The following is a 19,529-nucleotide window of genomic DNA, read 5'->3' as shown; positions in this document are numbered from 1 at the left end:
TGGGAAGCCGCGCACCTTAGCCGAGGGCTACGTTGGGGGGAAGCGGTCTGTTTAATGTAGGCGCAACTGTAGGAGCTGGCTTGCCAGCGAAAGCAATTTCATGCCCAACAACGATATTGACTGATACACCGCTATCGCTGGCAAGCCAGCTCCCACAGGTGTACGACTCACTATTACCGATTACGAAAGAATGCATGTCAGCAAAAGCCCTTTCTCTATTTGTAACAGAACATTATCCTTGCGCACGCCTCTGCTGAAACGCTTCCGCAACCCCCTTCAGTTTTGCTGCTTCCGTTCATTTCCCAGAAAAAGATCAAGAATGCCTGATTTACAAACCTCAAAAGACAGCGCTGTCTTTACGCCTGCCATTGGCCACAAATCCCTGAACCTGATCGGCGGACTCACCGCATTCAGCCTCGCCACCTGCGTTCAGGCCGCCCCGGCCTTCGACAGCGACTCACCGTGGATGCTCGGCGACTGGAACGGTACGCGCACTGAACTGGCGGAAAAAGGCTACGACTTCAAGGTCGATTACACCGGCGAAATGGGCAGCAATCTGCACGGTGGTTACGACCATGACCGGACGGCACGCTACAGCGACCAGTTCGGTTTCGGCACGCATCTGGATTTGCAGAAGATCCTCGGCTGGGACGACGCGGAATTTCAGCTGACCATCACTGAGCGCAACGGCAACAACATCAGCAACGACCGCATCAATGATCCGCGCGTCGGCGGCTTCACCTCGGCCCAGGAAGTCTGGGGTCGCGGGCAGACCTGGCGGCTGACGCAGATGTGGTACCAGCAAAAATTCTTCGACCAGAAGCTCGACATCAAGGTCGGCCGCTTCGGTGAGGGCGAAGACTTCAACAGCTTTCCCTGCGACTTCCAGAACCTGGCGTTCTGCGGCTCCCAGGTCGGCAACTGGGTCGGCGACATCTGGTACAACTGGCCGGTCAGCCAATGGGCGCTGCGGGTCAAATATCACCTGACGCCTGAGCTGTACGCGCAGGTCGGCGCCTACGAGCAGAACCCGTCGAACCTGGATCGCAACAACGGCTTCAAGCTCAGCGGCAGCGGCACCCAGGGCGCGATCCTGCCGGTGGAGCTGGTGTGGACACCGAAGCTCAACGGCCTGCCGGGCGAATACCGCGCCGGTTACTACTACAGCAGCGCCAATGCCACCGATGTCTACAAGGACAGTAATGGCCAGCCCGCCGCCCTGAGTGGCGAGGCTTATCGCAGTGCCTCGAGCAAACACGGTGTGTGGCTCGGCATCCAGCAGCAAATCACCAGCATTGCCAGCGATAACAGCCGGGGTTTGAGTGTGTTCGCCAACGGGACGATGCACGACAAGAAAACCAACGCCATCGACAACTACGTCCAGGCCGGTGTCGTCTACAAAGGCCTGTTGGACGCCCGCGCCAAGGACGACATCGGCTTCGCCCTGGCCCGCGTCCACGTCAACCCCGCGTTTCGCAAAAATGCCGAGGCGACCAATCAGGCCCACGGGGTTTTCGACTTCGACGATCCGTCGTTCCTGCCGCCCCAGGACACCGAATACAGCGCCGAGCTCTATTACGGCGTGCATGTCACGAATTGGCTGACCGTGCGCCCCAACCTGCAATACATCCGCCACCCCGGTGGCGTGGACCAGGTCGACGACGCGCTGATTGGCGGGATCAAGATCCAGTCATCGTTCTAACCAACACGCGCAACCCTGTAGGAGCGAGCCTGCTCGCGATGGTCGTCAACGATGACGCTGGAAACCTGATACCCCGCGCTGCTCTCAGGTTTTTCGCGAGCAGGGCTCGCTCCTACAGGGAATGTAGCGCCCCAACCAGTTTCATCTGAACCCTGCCCGCACAAGATCATCATCTACAGTGAACTTGCGCGGGACTAATCAAACGTCACGGAGAACCACACTATGAGCACTGATGGTGCTTTGAGTCGAAGCCGTCTGCTGCCGAGCCTGCTCGGTATCCTGCTTCTGCTAATGGGCCTGGCCATGCTGGCCGGGGGAATCAAGCTGAGCTTGCTGGGCGGCTCGCTGTATTACCTGTTGGCCGGTATCGGCCTGGCACTGACCGGCGTCCTGCTGATCGCCGCCCGTCGCGCTGCGCTGGGCCTGTACGCACTGGTGCTGTTCGCCAGCACCGTCTGGGCACTGTGGGAAGTCGGCCTCGACTGGTGGCAACTGGTGCCGCGCCTGGCGATGTTGTTTGCATTGGGCATCGTCCTGTTGCTGCCGTGGTTCCGTCGTCCGTTACTGCGCGAAGGCGCCGCCCCCGTGGGTACTGGCGCACTGAGCGTGGCCGTGGTCATCGCCGGCGTGGCCGCGCTGGCCAGCCAGTTCACCAATCCCGGTGAAATCAAAGGCCAACTGGACCGCGACAGCGTGCCGGGCATGGCCAACACCGCACCGGCCATGCCGGACGGTGACTGGAACTCCTACGGCCGCAGCGCCCACGGCGACCGTTACTCGCCATTGGCGCAGATCACCCCGCAGAATGCGCACAAACTGGTGCCAGCCTGGACCTACCGCACCGGCGATCTGCCAGGGCCGAACGACCCGGGCGAAACCACCGCCGAGAACACCCCGCTGAAAGTCAACGGCATGCTCTACGTCTGCACGCCGCACAGTCAGGTGATCGCCCTCGACCCGGACACCGGCAAGGAAATCTGGCGTTTCGATCCGAAGCTCTCCACGCAGAACGCGGCGAACTTCAAGGGTTGGGCGCACATGACTTGCCGTGGCGTGACCTATCACGATGATGCCGTGTACGCCTCGGAAACAAGCCCGACCGGCAGCGCCAGCGCAGCGGTGACCAGCGCCTGCCCGCGCCGGATCTTCCTGCCCACTGCCGACACCCGCCTGATCGCCCTCAACGCCGACACCGGCAAGATGTGCGAAGACTTTGGTGACAAGGGCCAGGTCGACCTGCGTGCCAACATCGGCGGCTTCACCGCCGGTGGTTACTACTCCACGTCGCCCCCAGCGGTCACCAAGGACCTGGTGGTGATTGGCGGTCATGTCACCGACAACGTGTCCACCGACGAGCCAAGCGGCGTGATCCGTGCCTTCGACGTACATACCGGCAAACTGGTGTGGAACTGGGACAGCGGCAAACCGGACGATACGACGCCGATTGCCGAGGGCAAGACCTACACCCGCAACTCGCCGAACATGTGGTCCATGTTCGCGGTCGATGAAAAACTCGGCATGCTCTACCTGCCGATGGGCAACCAGACCCCGGACCAGTTCGGTGGCGCGCGCACGCCCGAATCGGAACTGCACGCCGCCGGCCTGACCGCCCTGGACATCGCCACCGGTAAAGTGCGCTGGCACTTCCAGTTCACCCACCATGACCTGTGGGACATGGACGTCGGCGGCCAGCCAACCTTGATGGACCTGAAAACCGCTGGCGGCGTGAAGCCCGCGGTATTGGCCTCCACCAAGCAAGGCAGCATTTACGTGCTGGACCGCAGCACCGGCCAGGCGATCGTGCCGATCAACGAAGTGCCGGTGCCGCAAGGCGCGGTGGAAGGCGACCACACGTCGCCGACCCAACCGAAATCCGACCTCAACTTCATGCCGCCACCGTTGAAAGAGCGCGACATGTGGGGCGTCACCCCGTTCGACCAACTGGTTTGCCGGATCACCTTCAAATCCATGCGCTACGACGGTCCGTTCACGCCGCCATCGCTGCAAGGTTCGATTGTTTATCCAGGCAACTTCGGCGTGTTCGACTGGGGCGGCATCTCGGTTGATCCGGTGCGCCAGATCGCATTCGTGAACCCGGACTGGATGGCCTTCAAATCCAAACTGATCCCGGCGGCGGAAATCGCCGCACAAGGCCCGCGCAAAAGCGAAACCGAAGGCGTGCAACCCAACAAAGGCGCGCCATACGGCGTGGTGCTCGAACCCCTGCTGTCGCCCATGGGCCTGCCGTGCCAGGCACCTGCCTGGGGCTATGTGGCCGCCGTCGACCTGACCACCCATGAAAAAATCTGGATGCACAAGAACGGCACCGTGCGCGACAGCTCGCCGGTTCCGATTCCACTGAGCATGGGCGTGCCAAGCCTGGGCGGCACCTTCACCACCGCCGGTGGCGTGGCTTTCCTGAGCGGTACCCTCGACCAGTACTTGCGTGCCTACGACGTGAAAAACGGCAAGCAACTGTGGGAAGGCCGCCTGCCGGCCGGCGCACAAACCACGCCAATGACCTACGCCGGCAAGGACGGCAAGCAATACGTGCTCGTCGTCGCCGGCGGACACGGTTCGCTGGGCACCAAACAGGGTGACTATGTGATTGCGTACAAACTGTCCGAGTAATTTCCAGCGGCAGTAAAATCAAAGGCGGCTCCCCAACGGGAGTCGCCTTTTTCTTTGCACACCACCGTCCCCCTGTAGGAGCGAGCCTGCTCGCGATGGTAGCAAGGACCCCGCGGGGTACCAGGCTTCCAGCGTTATCGTTGACGTCCATCGCGAGCAGGCTCGCTCCTACAGGGGGCTGTGTCGGTGCAAAATCCAGCTAACCTGAATCCCTGCTGAATACACCGTCGAATGATCCACTAACCCCAAGGCATCATTGAAACCACCGCCAACCTGCCCCATCTAAGACCCATACCCATTGCGCAGGTGCCCCCATGAGCGACCAGCAAGAATTCCCCGAAGACTCCAGCGAGTACGCCGATCCGGAAAACGCCCCGCACCACTCCACCGGCAAAGGCCTCGCCCTGCCTGGCCAGAACCTGCCGGACAAGGTCTATATCATCCCGATTCACAACCGACCGTTCTTCCCGGCCCAAGTGCTGCCGGTCATCGTCAATGAAGAACCCTGGGCCGAAACCCTCGACCTGGTGGCCAAATCCGAACACCATTCCCTGGCCCTGTTCTACATGGACACGCCCCAGGACAATCCGCGCCACTTCGACACCTCGGCCCTGCCGCTGTACGGCACGCTGGTCAAGGTGCACCACGCCAGCCGCGAAAACGGCAAACTGCAATTCGTCGCCCAGGGCCTGACCCGCGTACGCCTCAAGACCTGGCTTAAGCACCATCGCCCGCCGTACCTGGTGGAAGTCGAATACCCGCATCAGCCCACCGAGCCGACCGACGAGGTCAAAGCCTATGGCATGGCGCTGATCAATGCGATCAAGGAGCTGCTGCCGCTCAACCCGCTGTACAGCGAAGAGCTGAAGAATTACCTCAACCGCTTCAGCCCTAACGATCCGTCGCCGCTGACCGACTTCGCCGCCGCGCTCACCTCCGCCACCGGCAGCGAACTGCAGGAAGTGCTCGACTGCGTGCCGATGCTCAAGCGCATGGAAAAAGTCCTGCCGATGCTGCGCAAGGAAGTCGAAGTCGCGCGCCTGCAAAAAGAAATTTCCGCCGAAGTGAACCGCAAGATCGGCGAGCACCAGCGCGAATTCTTCCTCAAGGAACAACTCAAGGTCATCCAGCAGGAGCTTGGTCTTACGAAGGACGACCGCAGCGCCGACCTCGAACAGTTCGAGCAGCGGCTGATGGGCAAAGTCCTGCCAACGCAGGTGCAGAAACGCCTTGAAGAAGAAATGAACAAGCTGTCGATTCTCGAAACCGGTTCGCCAGAATATGCGGTGACCCGCAATTACATCGACTGGGCAACCTCGGTGCCGTGGGGCGTGTACGGCGAGGACAAACTCGACCTCAAGCACGCGCGCAAGGTGCTGGATAAACACCATGCCGGCCTTGATGACATCAAGGACCGCATCCTCGAATTCCTCGCGGTCGGCGCCTACAAAGGCGAGATCAGCGGTTCCATCGTGCTGCTGGTAGGGCCACCCGGCGTGGGCAAGACCAGCGTCGGCAAATCCATCGCCGAATCCCTGGGCCGGCCGTTCTACCGCTTCAGCCTTGGTGGCATGCGCGACGAAGCCGAGATCAAGGGCCACCGCCGCACGTACATCGGTGCGCAGCCGGGCAAACTGGTGCAGGCGTTGAAAGACGTCGAAGTGATGAACCCGGTGATCATGCTCGATGAAATCGACAAGATGGGCCAAAGCTACCAGGGCGACCCGGCCTCGGCGCTGCTGGAAACCCTGGATCCTGAGCAGAACGTCGAGTTCCTCGACCATTACCTCGACTTGCGGATGGACCTGTCGAAAGTGCTGTTCGTCTGCACCGCCAACACCCTGGATTCGATCCCCGGCCCGCTGCTCGACCGCATGGAAGTGATTCGCCTGTCGGGTTACATCACCGAAGAAAAAGTCGCCATCGCCAAGCGCCACCTGTGGCCGAAACAGCTCGAGAAAGCCGGGGTGTCGAAAGGCAGCTTGAGCATCAGCGACAATGCTCTCAAGGCTTTAATCGACGGTTATGCCCGTGAAGCGGGTGTGCGCCAGCTGGAAAAAAATCTCGGGAAACTGGTACGCAAGGCGGTGATGAAACTGCTCGACGAACCGAACGCGGTGATCAAGCTCGGACCGAAAGACCTCGAAACCTCGCTGGGCAAACCGGTGTTCCGTAACGAGCAGGTGCTGTCGGGAACCGGCGTCATCACCGGCCTGGCCTGGACCAGCATGGGCGGCGCGACCTTGCCGATTGAAGCGACGCGGATTCACACGTTGAACCGTGGCTTCAAACTCACCGGGCAACTGGGCGATGTAATGAAGGAATCCGCGGAAATCGCCTACAGCTACGTCAGTTCCAATCTGAAGTCGTTTGGCGGCGATCCGAAGTTTTTCGACGAAGCCTTCGTGCATCTGCATGTGCCGGAAGGCGCGACGCCCAAAGACGGCCCGAGCGCCGGCGTGACCATGGCCAGCGCCCTGCTGTCGCTGGCGCGCAACCAGCCGCCGAAGAAAGGCGTGGCGATGACCGGCGAACTGACGTTGACCGGGCACGTGCTGCCGATTGGCGGCGTGCGGGAAAAGGTCATTGCGGCGCGGCGGCAGAAGATTTTCGAACTGATCCTGCCGGAGCCGAACCGGGGGAATTTCGAGGAATTGCCGGAGTATCTGAAAGAAGGCATTACCGTGCACTTCGCCAAGCGGTTTGCGGATGTGGCGAAAGTGTTGTTCTGACGGATATCCAGTGTTGTTTGATTGCCTTCGCTGGCAAGCCAGCTCCCACAGTGGTTGGTGGTGTTCACAAATTTTGTGCCCACTGCAAAACCCTGTGGGAGCGGGCTTGCCCGCGAAGGCGTCGGCACTCACGACACCCACTTCCGGCTGCTGTCATATTTTGTCTCATCTCGGTTATGCTCGCCGTTCGTCGTGAACGCCGGAGCCACTGACCTCATGTCCCCTACCCGCCTGTTTGTCCCCCTCGCCCTCGCGCTGCTGGCCGCTTGCGCCACGCAACCGAAACAGAACGTGACCGTGGAAAAACAAAGCGAATGCCCGGTGAAGCTCACCAGCGGGCAAAACCTGATCCTGACCCTACCAAGCAACCCGACCACGGGCTACCGTTGGGCCATTCAGGATTCGGCTGGTGGCGTGTTGCGGGCTCTGAGCCCCGAGGTCTACAGCAACCCGGAAGATGCCGGCGTGGTGGGTGCCGCCGGGATCTCGACCTGGCGTTTCCAGGCGTTCGCTCCCGGTACGGGGCGTTTGCGCCTGACCTCGCAACAGCCTTGGGCACCGGAAGTGCTGCCGGTGGAGTCCTTCGACTGCGCGATCTCGGTTAACTGACCGTGGGCTGGCTGATTCTGGCGCTGATGGGCGCGGTGACCTTTCTCTACGGCCTGAGTGTGCATGCCGCACTGCTTTGCCTGTTGGTGAAACCGTTGCCGGTACTGGCCTTGCTCGGCTGGCTGCACGACGCTCCACCCAGCGACTATCGGCGCTGGATCAGCCTCGGTTTGATCTTCTCCCTGCTCGGCGATGTATTGCTGGCGTGGCCGGAAGATTTGTTCGTGTTTGGCCTGGGGGCGTTTCTGATCGCGCACCTGGCCTATCTGAAAGCTTACTTGAGTGACTGCGGGCGGTTGGCGCTGTTGCCGCTGATCATCGCTCTAGGTGTGGGCGCCGTTCTGTTGGGGATTTTGATCACTCACGGATTGGGGCCGTTGCTGTTCCCGGTCATCGTCTACGGTCTGACCATCAGCGCCATGCTCTGGCGCGCACTGGCCCGCCTCGGCACCGACGTGCCCCGGCGATCCGCACTGCTCGCTGCGGCGGGCGCGGTGGCATTCGTGTTTTCGGACAGCGTCATCGGCATCAGCCGTTTTGTGGTGCCGTTCGATGCCGCGCCATACGTGATCATTCTCAGCTACTGGCTGGGGCAATGGGGTATCACCGCTTCGGCGTTCGGCACAAAACCGCGCTGAATTCTTCGCGAGCAGGCTCGCTCCCACAGGGATTGCACTGTACCTGTGGGAGCGAGCCTGCTCGCGAAAGCAATATCACAGGCGACGAAAAATCCGGGGCCTGCCCACCGCTTTATCAGACAATCCGCGCATCCCCGCCCCAACTTGGCTAAAATGCCGGCCTTTTCCCCCGATACCGCCGGAACCGCCGTGAGCAAAGAATCCGATCGCCTTTTCGCCCAGCCCCTGACCCAGGTGCCTGACTTCGCCTTCAACGAGGATGTGGTGCGAGTGTTCCCGGACATGATCAAGCGCTCGGTACCGGGTTATCCGACCATCGTGGAAAACCTCGGCGTGCTCGCCGCGCAGTTCGCCCAGCCCAACAGTGTGCTCTATGACCTTGGTTCGTCACTCGGTGCCGTGACCCAGGCCCTTCGCCGACACGTGCGCACTGACGGTTGCCGCGTCATCGCTGTGGATAACTCAGCGGCCATGGTCGAACGCTGCCGCGAATACCTCAATGGTCAGGATTCGATGTTCCAGGAATTGCTGCCGGTGGAAGTGATCGAGGGTGACATCCTTGCCCTCGACTTCCAGCCTGCCTCGGTAGTAGCGCTGAACTTTACTCTGCAATTTATCGCCCCTGACCAGCGTACAGCGTTGTTGAGCCGCATCCGCCAATCGCTGTTGCCCGGTGGTGCCCTGATTCTGTCGGAGAAACTGCGCTTCAATGACCCTGAAGAACACGCACTACTCACCGACCTGCACATCGCCTTCAAACGCGCCAACGGCTACAGCGAACTGGAAATCGCCCAGAAGCGCAGCGCCATCGAAAACGTCATGAAGCCCGACAGCCTCGAAGAACACCGCGAGCGCCTGCTGGCCGCCGGATTCTCGAAAGTCGTGCCGTGGTTCCAGTGTCTTAACTTTGCCTCGTTGATTGCCTTGCCATGATTGATCTGTCCCCCCTCGCCCGCCGTCTGGCCGGCACACCTTTGGCCGATTGGGCCAACACCCTGCAAGCGCAGCTCGACAAGAAAATGGAAAAGGGTCACGGCGACCTGGAGCGCTGGCAAAGCGCGCTGGATGCCTTGCCGAAGATCCAGCCGAGTGAAGTTGATCTGCTCAACGGCTTGAAGCTGGACACCGATTGCGACGATGAAACCCGCGCGCAAATGCGCACGGCGTTGATGGGCCTGTCGCCGTGGCGCAAGGGGCCGTTCGACCTGTTCGGCGTGCACGTTGACACGGAATGGCGCTCGGACTGGAAATGGTCGCGAGTCGCGCCGCATCTGGATCTGAAGGGCAAACGCATACTCGATGTTGGTTGCGGCAACGGCTACTACATGTGGCGCATGCTCGGCGCAGGTGCGGACAGCGTGATCGGTGTCGATCCGAACTGGTTGTTCTTCTGCCAGTTCCAGGCCGTTCAGCGCTATCTGTCAGAACCGAATGCCTGGCACTTGCCCTTCCCCTTCGAAGACCTGCCGCCGAATCTGGAAGGCTTCGATACGGTGTTTTCCATGGGCGTGTTCTACCACCGGCGCTCGCCGATCGAGCATTTGCTGGCGCTGAAGGATTGCCTGGTCAAGGGCGGTGAGCTGGTGCTCGAAACCCTGGTGGTCGAAGGCGACAAACATCAGGTGTTGGTGCCGGAGGACCGTTATGCACAGATGCGCAACGTATGGTTCCTGCCATCGGTGCCTGCGCTTGAACTGTGGTTGCGTCGGGCAGGCTTCACTGATGTGAAGTGCGTGGACGTGAGCGTGACTACGGTCGAGGAACAGCGCGGGACGGAGTGGATGAAGTATCAGTCGCTGAGTGACTTCCTCGATCCGGAAGATCACAGCAAGACCATTGAAGGCCTGCCGGCGCCGATGCGGGCGGTGATTGTCGCCAAGAAGTAACCCAACCCCCCTAACACCGAATAACCCTGTGGGAGCTGGCTTGCCAGCGATAGCGGTGGGCCAGCCAACATCTATGATGTGTGGGCCGACGCCATCGCTGGCAAGCCAGCTCCCACAGGGGTTGGTGTTGTTTTCTTAGATGGTTGGTTTCGCGCGGCGGGCCTTGAAGAACTCGCTGAGTACCGCCCCACACTCCTCTGCCAGCACCCCACCCTCATACAACACCCGGTGATTCAAAAATCCCTGGGTGAAAAACTGTCCCTGGCTCTGCACGATCCCGGCCTTGGGCTCCAGCGCGCCATAAACGACCCGCGCAATCCGCGAATGCACGATCAACCCGGCGCACATGCTGCACGGCTCCAGCGTCACGTACAGCGTGCTGCCCGGCAGACGATAATTGCTCACGGCCTGGGCGGCTGCGCGGATCGCGACCATTTCGGCGTGGGCGCTGGGGTCGTTGCTGCTGATCGGGCAATTGAAGCCGCGGCCGATGATTTCCCCGTCCTGCACCAGCACCGCGCCCACCGGCACTTCACCGAGCGCGGCACCTTGGGCGGCCAGGGCCAGGGCTTCGCGCATGAAGTCGCGGTCACGGCTGCGGTCGATGATCGCGGCGGGTCGAATCTGACGCATCATGCCACCTCGATGGCGGCCATCAGGCCGGTTTCCATGTGGTCGATCACGTGGCAGTGGAACATCCACACACCCGGGTTATCCGCCACCAGCGCCACTTGCGCACGCTCGTTCTTGCCCAGCAGGTAAGTGTCGGTGAAATAGGGAATGATCTTGTGCCGGTTCGAGGCGATGACCTTGAAGCTCATGCCGTGCAGGTGAACCGGGTGCTGGTACTGAGTCATGTTCTTCAATTCGAAAATGTAGCTCTTGCCCTTCTCGAGCTTGGCAATCGGGCGGTCGGCGCAGGTTTTGTCGGTGATGTCCCAGGCCTTGCCGTTGATCTGCCACAGGCTCGGCGGCTTGCCGTTGTCGACGTTGACCGACACCGAGCCCACCCATTCGAAATTGAAGTTGAGTTTCTCGGCATTGGCCAGGTCCGGTTCGGCCACCGGGTTGGCGGGCAGTGCGGGTGGCCACTCGCTCGGCACGTCACTGTTGGCCACCGAACGCAACGTGCCCAGGCGTACCGGACCGTTGCGCAGGGACAACTCTTCGCCCGCCGGCGGGGCCTTGATCGCCAGGCAAATACGCATGCCGGGTCCTAGCCAGTATTCCTTGCCCAAAGGCCGTGGCTCGATGGGGTTGCCGTCAATGGCATAGATCTGCGCTTCAACGCCGGGAATGTTGAGACGGTAGGTCAGCGTGCTGTCGAGATTGAGCAGGCGCACGCGGGTAATCTGCCCGGCTGGCAATTCGATGACCGCTTGCGCCACGCCGTTGATCGTCGCCAGACGCCCCGCCGTACCACCACGGGCCGCTTCCCGGGGAATACTGAATTCGACGAAGTTGCCCACGTCGTCGACATGCCAGCTCTTGAGGCTCAAGGTCTTTTCGTACTTGAAACCGGTCGGTTCGCGCTCTTCGACAATCAGCGGCCCCACCAGACCACGACCAAGCTCTTCGCTGCTGTTCACGTGGGGGTGATACCAAAAGCTGCCGGCATCCGGCACGCGGAATTTATAGTCGAAGTACTCACCCGGCAGCACCGGCAATTGCGAGACGTAAGGCACGCCATCCATTTCCAGCGGCAGGCGAATGCCGTGCCAGTGGATGGTGGTCGCCACCGGCAGGTGGTTGATGAACCGTACCCGCAGCCACTCGCCCTGGCGCACCCGCAACTCGGTCCCCGGCGCCGACGGGCCGAACGCCCAGGCTTCAGTTTTGTGCCCGGCCACCAACTCGACGTCCAGCGGTGCGGCAATCAGTTCATAGTCGTGCCCCGCATCGGCATCAGCCCTCTTGCCCAGCCAGTAACGCGACGCGCCCCCCGCTCCGACACCAACGACAACAAGACCGGCCAGGCCACCGAGAATTTGGCGACGGGTAAAGGACATGAACTCAACTACCTCACGAATCAGCAACAGGCACCGGGCCTGCAAAAGGCGAATACGATACACCTGCGGTTGAGAAACAGTAAGGGCAGCGCGGCGGATGGTCACACTCAGGTGGGTCGCTACACGACATCGAATCGAATCGGGCGCTACCTATGCAGTGCACCTTCCTTGAGCGAACGGGGCATCCTCGCCTCCCACCCCATTTCTCAAGGAAAGAGAGCCCATGAACCCGATTGAAACCCGCCCACTGGCCAACGCGGCGGACAAAGCTGCCCTCAAGGTCATCGCCGCCCATGTGGTCGAGGCCTGCCCCAGTTTGCAAGACACGGCCCATGAGGTTGCCGCGAATCTGCTGGTCCAACACGGCATCTTCGAACTCGACCCTGACAAGGTCTGGTTCCACCGGTTCAAGACCGCCCAAAGCCTGGGGTCGTCGTTCACCGGTTGGCAACATTACGACGAGAAGCCCTATGAGTCCCTGACCCTGACCCAATTGGTCATTCACCGATTCCGCGCCACCGATCAGGACAATGCCGACCTGCTGGACCTTTACGGTGGTTTCTACTTCGCAGGGCCGAATGAAAAAAATTTCGATGCAAGCAACGAAGTGCGCTTGCATGGCAATGAAGTATTGAAAGACTTCTGGAGCATCGACTTCAGTGACCTCTATCGCAAAAAACTGCAAAGGTTCTGGGACGACTATTCCAGTGAGTTCCGTACCCTGGCCAAGTGCAACTTTCTGAGCAAGGCTGTCGAAGCACGGGATAGCGGGAAACTGACTGATGAAGATTTTCAAACGACGGCTAACGCCGTCATCGGCCCACTAACGTGGCCGGTCAGCCTGAAAATGCTGCAACGCGAAACCTCTGCAACGCCTGGACTGCGGGTTTGCGCTCTGGACATTGACGGGCACGTGACCACCGACATCCTGCGCATCATCGACTCCAAGAGCCGGCAGATCCTTTATGTACCGGGCGAGTCCGAGGCCTTTCACGTCTGCGAAACGCCCCTGGAGATGCATTGGTGGGCGTTGATCAGGATGAACCATGAAGCACCTCACGGGGCATTCATGAACCATTTCACACTGGCCGACCGTCAAACCATCACCGAAAACATCACCGACCTGATGAACCGGCTGGTCGCCACCTGGGGTCGTGCCGACCATCACCTGATCAACCAGAAAAACCAGAGCGTGACGGGCGATGCCTTCAGCTGGTTGCGCGATTCGACCCGATCAGCGATGTTCGCCGAAGCGGACCTGTCGCTGACCTCCAATGGCGACCTGCGCAAGAAATTATGGATCGGTTATTTGAGTGCGGGCCTGAAAGTGTTCGGCCCGATGGCAGCCGTTGGCTGGCCGGTGGCGTTGCCGGTGATCGGTGCCAGCTTGGCCAACATGGGGCTCAACATCGATCAGGCCGTTAATGCCAAGACCGCGGCCGAACGCAAGCAAGGCGTTATCGGTGCGATCTTCAGCGCTATCGACACACTGTTTAATCTTCCCTTCTTGAAAGGCGTCGGGTCGATGGCGCAAGTGGGTGCAGAGGTGGACGCCGCCGAAGCCGCTGAAATGGATGAGCTATCGCACGTTATAGACCCAGAGGAGGAACCGGCCCCCATCCCCGATGAACCAGAGGAAGCATTGCCGCCTGTTGGAGAGTTGCGCCCCACGCCGTTTGAAGCGGGTCAGCCGTGGGGAATACCGCAGGAATATCAATGCAATGAAATAGTCGACGACGGAGCGCTGATCACCGAACCTGGAAAATTCCAGGGCATTTACCGGCTCGACTCCGATCCACCCTATGCCGTTTTAATGAACGACATCCCCTACTATGTGCGCTACTTCCCCGACTCACAGGGTGGTGGCTATTGGGCGATTGTCGATCCGGCCAGACCGAATCAGTTCATCCATTCCTTGCCCATACGCTTGAACTCCGAAGGCCAGTGGGTGCGCATGCCGAAGCTCGGTTTGAAGGCGGGTGGGCAATGCATGGGCAAAGAGTGCACGGTTGAACTGGAAATGGCGGAGCAGGAACCGGCACCCGACGGCACCGGCCAACCAGAGGCGGAAATTGAAGTGCCCGAGCCGCTACCCTCGACATCAACAGCTCCGCGACTGGTCACATCGCCCTATGATGTTGAGCCGCACGCCAGGGCGGGGCTTAGACGATGGGCAATGGAACTTCGCGAAACACACGTCCAGTTTCATATCGGTCCCGGCGGAGCATTGATTGCCCCGGACCGATACGCACTGCACTTTACCGAGAAAGCCCGGATGCTCCTGACGTCCGCCAGACGCTTTTATCAAGACCTCTCGTGGGCCGATCTGCCACCTCGTCCGAGCATTCCGGCCGTGGACACCTCCACCACGTTCGGGGCACTGATCGAGCGGACTTTCAAGGCGGCCCCCGGACTTGTCATCGGTGAAACACTGGACCGCATCTCCAGCATGCGCTTGATGATCGAGAACATGCCGGCCTTTGCCGAACAAGGTGTCAAGACCCTCTACATGCGTCGCCTGCTCATCGATTTTGCCCAAGCGGATCTGAATGACTACTTCCAGACGGGCGTCATGTCCGAGGATCTGCAGGAGTACCTAAGCCAACTCGGCACTGACCCCGCCGAACGATTCAATGAACTGGAACTGGTAAAGGCTGCCAGACAAAACGGCATTCGTATTCAGGCGACCGATTGCGCAGCCAGCTATAGAAAACCGGTCGCCAGTACACCAGTGGAAGAGCAGATGATGGCCAACAGTTTGACTAGCGACATCCTGTTCTCGGACAAAACGCTGAACCCCCACGGTAAATGGGTATTGTTGACCGGGGTCGAGAATACCAACACGTTCAGAGGGCTTGCAGGTCTCAGTGAACTGGAAGGCGGTATTGGCTTGCGCATCGAAGAGGTCGATCCCGGAGAAGGACAGGGTATTGCGGTTGACCCGGGTATCGAAATAGATCGCGGCCCCTTTATTCAAAATGCTTTAGCGCCACAGGCACATCCCTATCGAGGGGCATACGACACCCTTCACGCTGACCTGCGCCTGCAAGTGGAAGCGCCGCTGGTCAACCGGACGCCATTGCAAACAGGCAATCTGCTTTTTCGACAGGGAATGTACTTGTTCGAAAAGTCGGAGGGTGCCTACACCCTGGTTCACCGAAACCAGGGTGGAGTACTTGTACGAACCGTCGTCGAGCAACTGGCGGATGGCAGCTACCGCATTGTCCGTCCTTCCTGGACTACGATCAGCGGAGTTCCCTACGCCAGCGTGAAAGCGTTATCGCGGGCTCTGAATAATGATCTGGGCATGCGCTTGCAGAGCCGCATCCCAACCTAGTACGCCCCCCATACTTTTTATCCAAAAACACAAAGGCCGTGTGAAACAGCGTTTCACACGGCCTTTTGTACTGCCAGCGCTCAAGCCATCAAGGCTTGTGCGGGATCATTCCCACTCTATTACCAACGAGCAAGTAAACGTCCCAATCAAGAATGGCCGATAACCCGAGCCTACCCATATCCGAACTGGGCTGATAGCCGCCATGGATGTGTCTGACCCGTCGCTTTCGCTGGCAAGCCAGCGCCTACAGAGACCACGCCAAACCTGTGGGAGCGGGCTTGCCCGCGAAGACGGCAGCACATCCGCAATGAATGTGACTGACATACCGCTTTCGCGAGCAGGCTCGCTCCTACACTTGAAAGGCGAGCTGTCACCCCTCTGTCACAATCCCTTGCTAGCGTCCGGCCGAAACATGTAGAAACAACTCTACCTAGCCAGGGGATTCGACATGAGCGACGAAACAGACGTTATAGACCCATCCTCAGCCGAATCCGACCACCCCACCGACACCAGTCGCCGCCGTTTTCTCGGTGGCGTCGCGGTACTCGGCGCCGGCGCAGCCCTCACTGCCTACGGCAATCAGGACAATGCGCCAGGCGACACGCCTGATCGTCCGCTATCGGCCGCAGAACTCGACAAAGCCCTGCACGACCAGGTGAAAACCGTGGTGGTGATCTACGCCGAAAACCGCAGCTTCAATAACCTCTTTGGCGATTTTCCCGGGGTCGAGAAACCGCTATCAGCGCTCCAGCCTGCCGATTATCAGCAGCGCGACCGCGATGGCAGCCTGTTGCAAACCTTGCCGCCGGTGTGGGGCGGTGTCTTGCAGATCGGTCCGCAAACCCTCGATGGCGTGACTTATCCCAACGCCATCCAGTTTCAGGAAAACCTGCCCAACGCGCCCTTCGCCCTCAAAGGCCCGAACGCGGAAGATTTGCCGTTCGGTCTGGTGACCCGCGATCTGTGGCACGTGTTCTACCAAAACCAGATGCAGATCAACGGCGGCAAGAACGACGGCTTTGTCGCCTGGGCCGATTCCGGAGGCTTGACCATGGGCCACTATGCCCAGAGCCGATATTCCCTGCGCCTGTGGGACATTGCCCGGGATTTCGTGCTGTGCGACAACTTCTTCCAGGGCGCTTTCGGTGGTTCATTTCTTAACCACCAATACCTAATCAGCGCCACCGCACCGTTTTATCCGGACGCGGCCAATTCGGTTGCAAAATCACAAATTGCCGCGCTGCAAAGCAACGACCCGGCTGACCCACGCCTCAAACCGCTGGAGTCCTCGCCGGCCAGCGCCATGACCGGTCCGCCGCAGTTCGGCCCCAGCGCGCTGACGCCCGATGGCTACGGGGTCAACACCCTCGCCCCGCCCTACTGGCCGACGTGGATACGCGACCCGGACCATCCGGACTACTCCAAACCCGATCTGCCGAACGTCCTGGTTCCGCAGACCCACGAGCACATCGGCGACAAGCTGTCGAAGAAGAACATCGATTGGGCCTGGTACGCGGGGGCCTGGCAGGCGACGCTGGAGCAGTACAAGGATTCGGGAGGCATTCCGAAAATCCCGAACTTTCAGTACCACCACCAGCCGTTCAACTATTTCAAACGCCAAGGCCCGGAAAACCCGGAGGAACGTAACAAGCGCCTACGCGATGGCGGCCTGGGGGACGAATCCAGCACGAACAAGTTCTTTGCCGACGCCGAGGCGGGCAAGCTGCCGGCGGTGAGTTTCTACAAACCCCAGGGCAACCTGAACATGCACGCCGGTTATGCCGACGTGGCGTCGGGTGACCGACATATCGTTCGCGCGCTTAAAGTGCTGCAACAAAGTCCACAGTGGAAAAACATGGTGGTGGTGGTGACCGTCGACGAGAACGGTGGCTGGTGGGACCACGTCGCCCCACCCAAGGGAGATCGCTGGGGCCCGGGCTCGCGGGTGCCGGCGCTGGTGGTGTCGCCGTTTTCACGCAAAGGCGCGGTCGATCACACGGTGTATGACACCGCGTCGATCCTGCGGCTGATTACCCGGGTGTTCCAATTGGAAAAACTCGAGGGTCTGAAGCAGCGCGATGACGCGATGATCACCCGAGGCCAGGCGCCGATGGGCGACCTGACCAACGCCTTGCAGTTTCCGGTCTGAATAAACCTTAAAAAAGGTTCTTCACGCAATTCCGGGGAAAACTGTAGGACCCAGCTTGCTGGCGATGGACTCATGCACCAACACTTTCATACGATTGGCGCGGCGGTTGCCCGGACGGTTACCCAAAGCCCGAACCTTAAAATTCAGTTCCTGTACCGCGACAAAAACAAAAGCCCGCTTTCACGCGGGCTTTTGTGTATAGCGAAGAGGGGTCACTCCCACTCAATGGTCGCCGGCGGCTTGCTCGACACGTCGTAAGTGACGCGGGAGATGCCTTCGATTTCATTGATGATGCGGCCGGAAACGGTTTCCAGCAGTTCGTAAGGCAGGTGTGCCCAACGCGCGGTCATGAAGTCGATGGTTTCCACGGCACGCAGGGCCACGACCCAGGCGTAGCGACGGCCATCACCGACCACGCCCACCGATTTCACTGGCTGGAACACCACGAACGCCTGGCTGACCTTGTGGTACCAGTCGGCCTTGCGCAGTTCTTCGATGAAGATGTGGTCGGCGCGACGCAGCAGGTCGGCGTATTCCTTCTTCACTTCACCGAGGATCCGCACGCCCAGGCCCGGACCCGGGAACGGGTGACGGTAGACCATGTCGTACGGCAGGCCCAGTTCCAGGCCCAGACGACGGACTTCGTCCTTGAACAGCTCGCGCAGGGGTTCAACCAGCTTGAGGTTCATTTCTTCCGGCAGGCCGCCCACGTTGTGGTGCGACTTGATCACGTGGGCCTTGCCGCTTTTCGCGCCAGCCGACTCGATCACGTCCGGGTAGATGGTGCCCTGGGCCAGGTACTTGATGTTGTCCAGCTTGCAGGATTCGGCATCGAACACGTCGATGAAGGTACGGCCGATGATCTTGCGCTTCTTCTCAGGGTCAGCTTCGCCGGCCAGGTTGTTCAGGAACTGGTCCTCGGCGTTGGCGCGGATGACCTTGACGCCCATGTTCTCCGCGAACATGGCCATCACTTGCTCGCCTTCGTGCAGGCGCAGCAGGCCGTTGTCGACGAAGACGCAGGTCAGCTGGTCGCCGATGGCCTTGTGCAGCAGCGCGGCAACCACGGAAGAGTCAACACCGCCGGATAGGCCAAGCAGCACGTTGTCGGTGCCGACCTGGGCACGCACCTGAGCGATGGCGTCTTCGGCAATCTTCGACGGGGTCCACAGCGCTTCGCAGCCGCAGATGTCGAGGATGAAGCGCGACAGGATGCGGCCGCCCTGCTTGGTGTGGGTCACTTCCGGGTGGAACTGCACGCCGTAGTAGGCACGCTCGTCGCTGAACATGCCGGCGATCGGGCAGCTCGGGGTGCTGGCCAGGATGTGGAAGTCAGACGGCATTTTGGTGACCTTGTCACCGTGGCTCATCCACACGTCGAGGCCGAACAGGCCGTCGGCGTCGATGTGGTCTTCGATGCCGTCCAGCAGGCGGCTCTTGCCGACCACGTCGACACGGGCGTAACCGAACTCACGCAGCTCGGAGCCTTCAACCTTGCCGCCCAGTTGCTCGGCCATGGTCTGCATGCCGTAGCAGATACCGAAGACCGGTACGCCCAGGTCCCAGACGGCTTGCGGCGCGCGCGGGCTGTCAGCCACGTGCACGGACTCGGGGCCGCCGGCGAGGATGATCCCCTTCGGTGCGAATTCGCGAATCGCTTCGTCATCCATGTCGAACGGGTGCAGTTCGCAGTACACACCGATCTCACGCACGCGGCGGGCAATCAGTTGGGTGTACTGGGAACCGAAGTCGAGGATCAGGATGCGGTGAGCGTGAATATCGAGGGCCATGATTCAGTCTCGTCTAAGTCATTCAGTAACAGTCGTGATTCAGAAA

Annotated in this window: 12 protein-coding genes; 9 read left to right on the top strand and 3 right to left on the bottom strand. The window is 60.4% G+C overall.

The genetic code is table 11. The annotated features are described in order from the left end of the window. Positions 1–319 precede the first annotated feature (319 nt). The 7 genes from GPL81_RS10860 (at position 320) to cmoB (ending at position 10,198) form a co-directional block, all read left to right on the top strand. Positions 320–1,702 carry a carbohydrate porin gene (locus GPL81_RS10860; RefSeq protein ID WP_160106719.1) on the top strand — a complete coding sequence of 461 codons (1,383 nt, stop codon included), beginning with the start codon at positions 320–322 and terminating at the stop codon, positions 1,700–1,702. Positions 1,703–1,924: 222 nt separating this feature from the next. Next, a complete protein-coding gene (locus tag GPL81_RS10855) occupies positions 1,925–4,333 on the top strand; it encodes a glucose/quinate/shikimate family membrane-bound PQQ-dependent dehydrogenase (RefSeq protein WP_160106718.1) in 2,409 nt (802 codons plus the stop codon). Between the two features lie 314 nt (positions 4,334–4,647). After that, positions 4,648–7,065 carry an endopeptidase La gene (gene lon / locus GPL81_RS10850; protein ID WP_160106717.1) on the top strand — a complete coding sequence of 806 codons (2,418 nt, stop codon included), beginning with the start codon at positions 4,648–4,650 and terminating at the stop codon, positions 7,063–7,065. 216 nt (positions 7,066–7,281) lie between these two features. Then, a complete protein-coding gene (locus tag GPL81_RS10845; RefSeq protein ID WP_160106716.1) occupies positions 7,282–7,674 on the top strand; it encodes a protease inhibitor I42 family protein in 393 nt (130 codons plus the stop codon). A gap of 2 nt (positions 7,675–7,676) precedes the next feature. After that, positions 7,677–8,312, top strand: a complete 636-nt coding sequence (locus tag GPL81_RS10840; RefSeq protein ID WP_160106715.1) for a lysoplasmalogenase — start codon at positions 7,677–7,679, stop codon at positions 8,310–8,312. A 153-nt stretch (positions 8,313–8,465) separates the two neighbouring features. After that, positions 8,466–9,245, top strand: coding sequence for a carboxy-S-adenosyl-L-methionine synthase CmoA (gene cmoA / locus GPL81_RS10835; protein WP_178122583.1), 780 nt, complete (start codon positions 8,466–8,468; stop codon positions 9,243–9,245). Beyond that, positions 9,242–10,198 (top strand): tRNA 5-methoxyuridine(34)/uridine 5-oxyacetic acid(34) synthase CmoB, encoded by a 957-nt coding sequence (cmoB, locus tag GPL81_RS10830; RefSeq protein WP_160106713.1) that lies wholly within the window; start codon positions 9,242–9,244, stop codon positions 10,196–10,198. Before cmoA ends, cmoB begins: the two co-directional genes overlap by 4 nt. Before the next feature lie 135 nt (positions 10,199–10,333). On the opposite strand, the gene tadA is transcribed toward cmoB, so the two are convergent. Together tadA and GPL81_RS10820 are read right to left on the bottom strand one after the other, a co-directional pair. Continuing rightward, positions 10,334–10,831, bottom strand: a complete 498-nt coding sequence (gene tadA / locus GPL81_RS10825) for a tRNA adenosine(34) deaminase TadA (protein WP_160106892.1) — start codon at positions 10,829–10,831, stop codon at positions 10,334–10,336. Then, positions 10,831–12,207 (bottom strand): multicopper oxidase family protein, encoded by a 1,377-nt coding sequence (locus GPL81_RS10820; protein WP_160106712.1) that lies wholly within the window; start codon positions 12,205–12,207, stop codon positions 10,831–10,833. The genes tadA and GPL81_RS10820 overlap by 1 nt, the downstream gene beginning before the upstream one ends. A gap of 223 nt (positions 12,208–12,430) precedes the next feature. Between GPL81_RS10820 and GPL81_RS10815 the strand changes: the two genes are divergently transcribed. Together GPL81_RS10815 and GPL81_RS10810 are read left to right on the top strand one after the other, a co-directional pair. Beyond that, on the top strand, positions 12,431–15,544 hold the full coding sequence (locus GPL81_RS10815) for a membrane-targeted effector domain-containing toxin (protein ID WP_160106711.1): 3,114 nt from the start codon (positions 12,431–12,433) through the stop codon (positions 15,542–15,544). Positions 15,545–15,992: 448 nt separating this feature from the next. Continuing rightward, positions 15,993–17,693: an acid phosphatase gene (locus GPL81_RS10810; protein WP_160106710.1), complete on the top strand. Its 1,701-nt coding sequence runs from the start codon at positions 15,993–15,995 to the stop codon at positions 17,691–17,693. Between the two features lie 212 nt (positions 17,694–17,905). Here the strand turns inward: GPL81_RS10810 and guaA are convergent, their stop codons facing one another. Further along, positions 17,906–19,483, bottom strand: coding sequence for a glutamine-hydrolyzing GMP synthase (gene guaA, locus GPL81_RS10805; RefSeq protein ID WP_160106709.1), 1,578 nt, complete (start codon positions 19,481–19,483; stop codon positions 17,906–17,908). Between the last annotated feature and the right edge of the window lie 46 nt (positions 19,484–19,529).

The organism is Pseudomonas izuensis, assembly GCF_009861505.1.
Taxonomy (GTDB): domain Bacteria; phylum Pseudomonadota; class Gammaproteobacteria; order Pseudomonadales; family Pseudomonadaceae; genus Aquipseudomonas; species Aquipseudomonas izuensis.
Note: the sequence above shows the minus strand (reverse complement) of the source record. Positions and strands in the feature narration are given on the sequence as shown.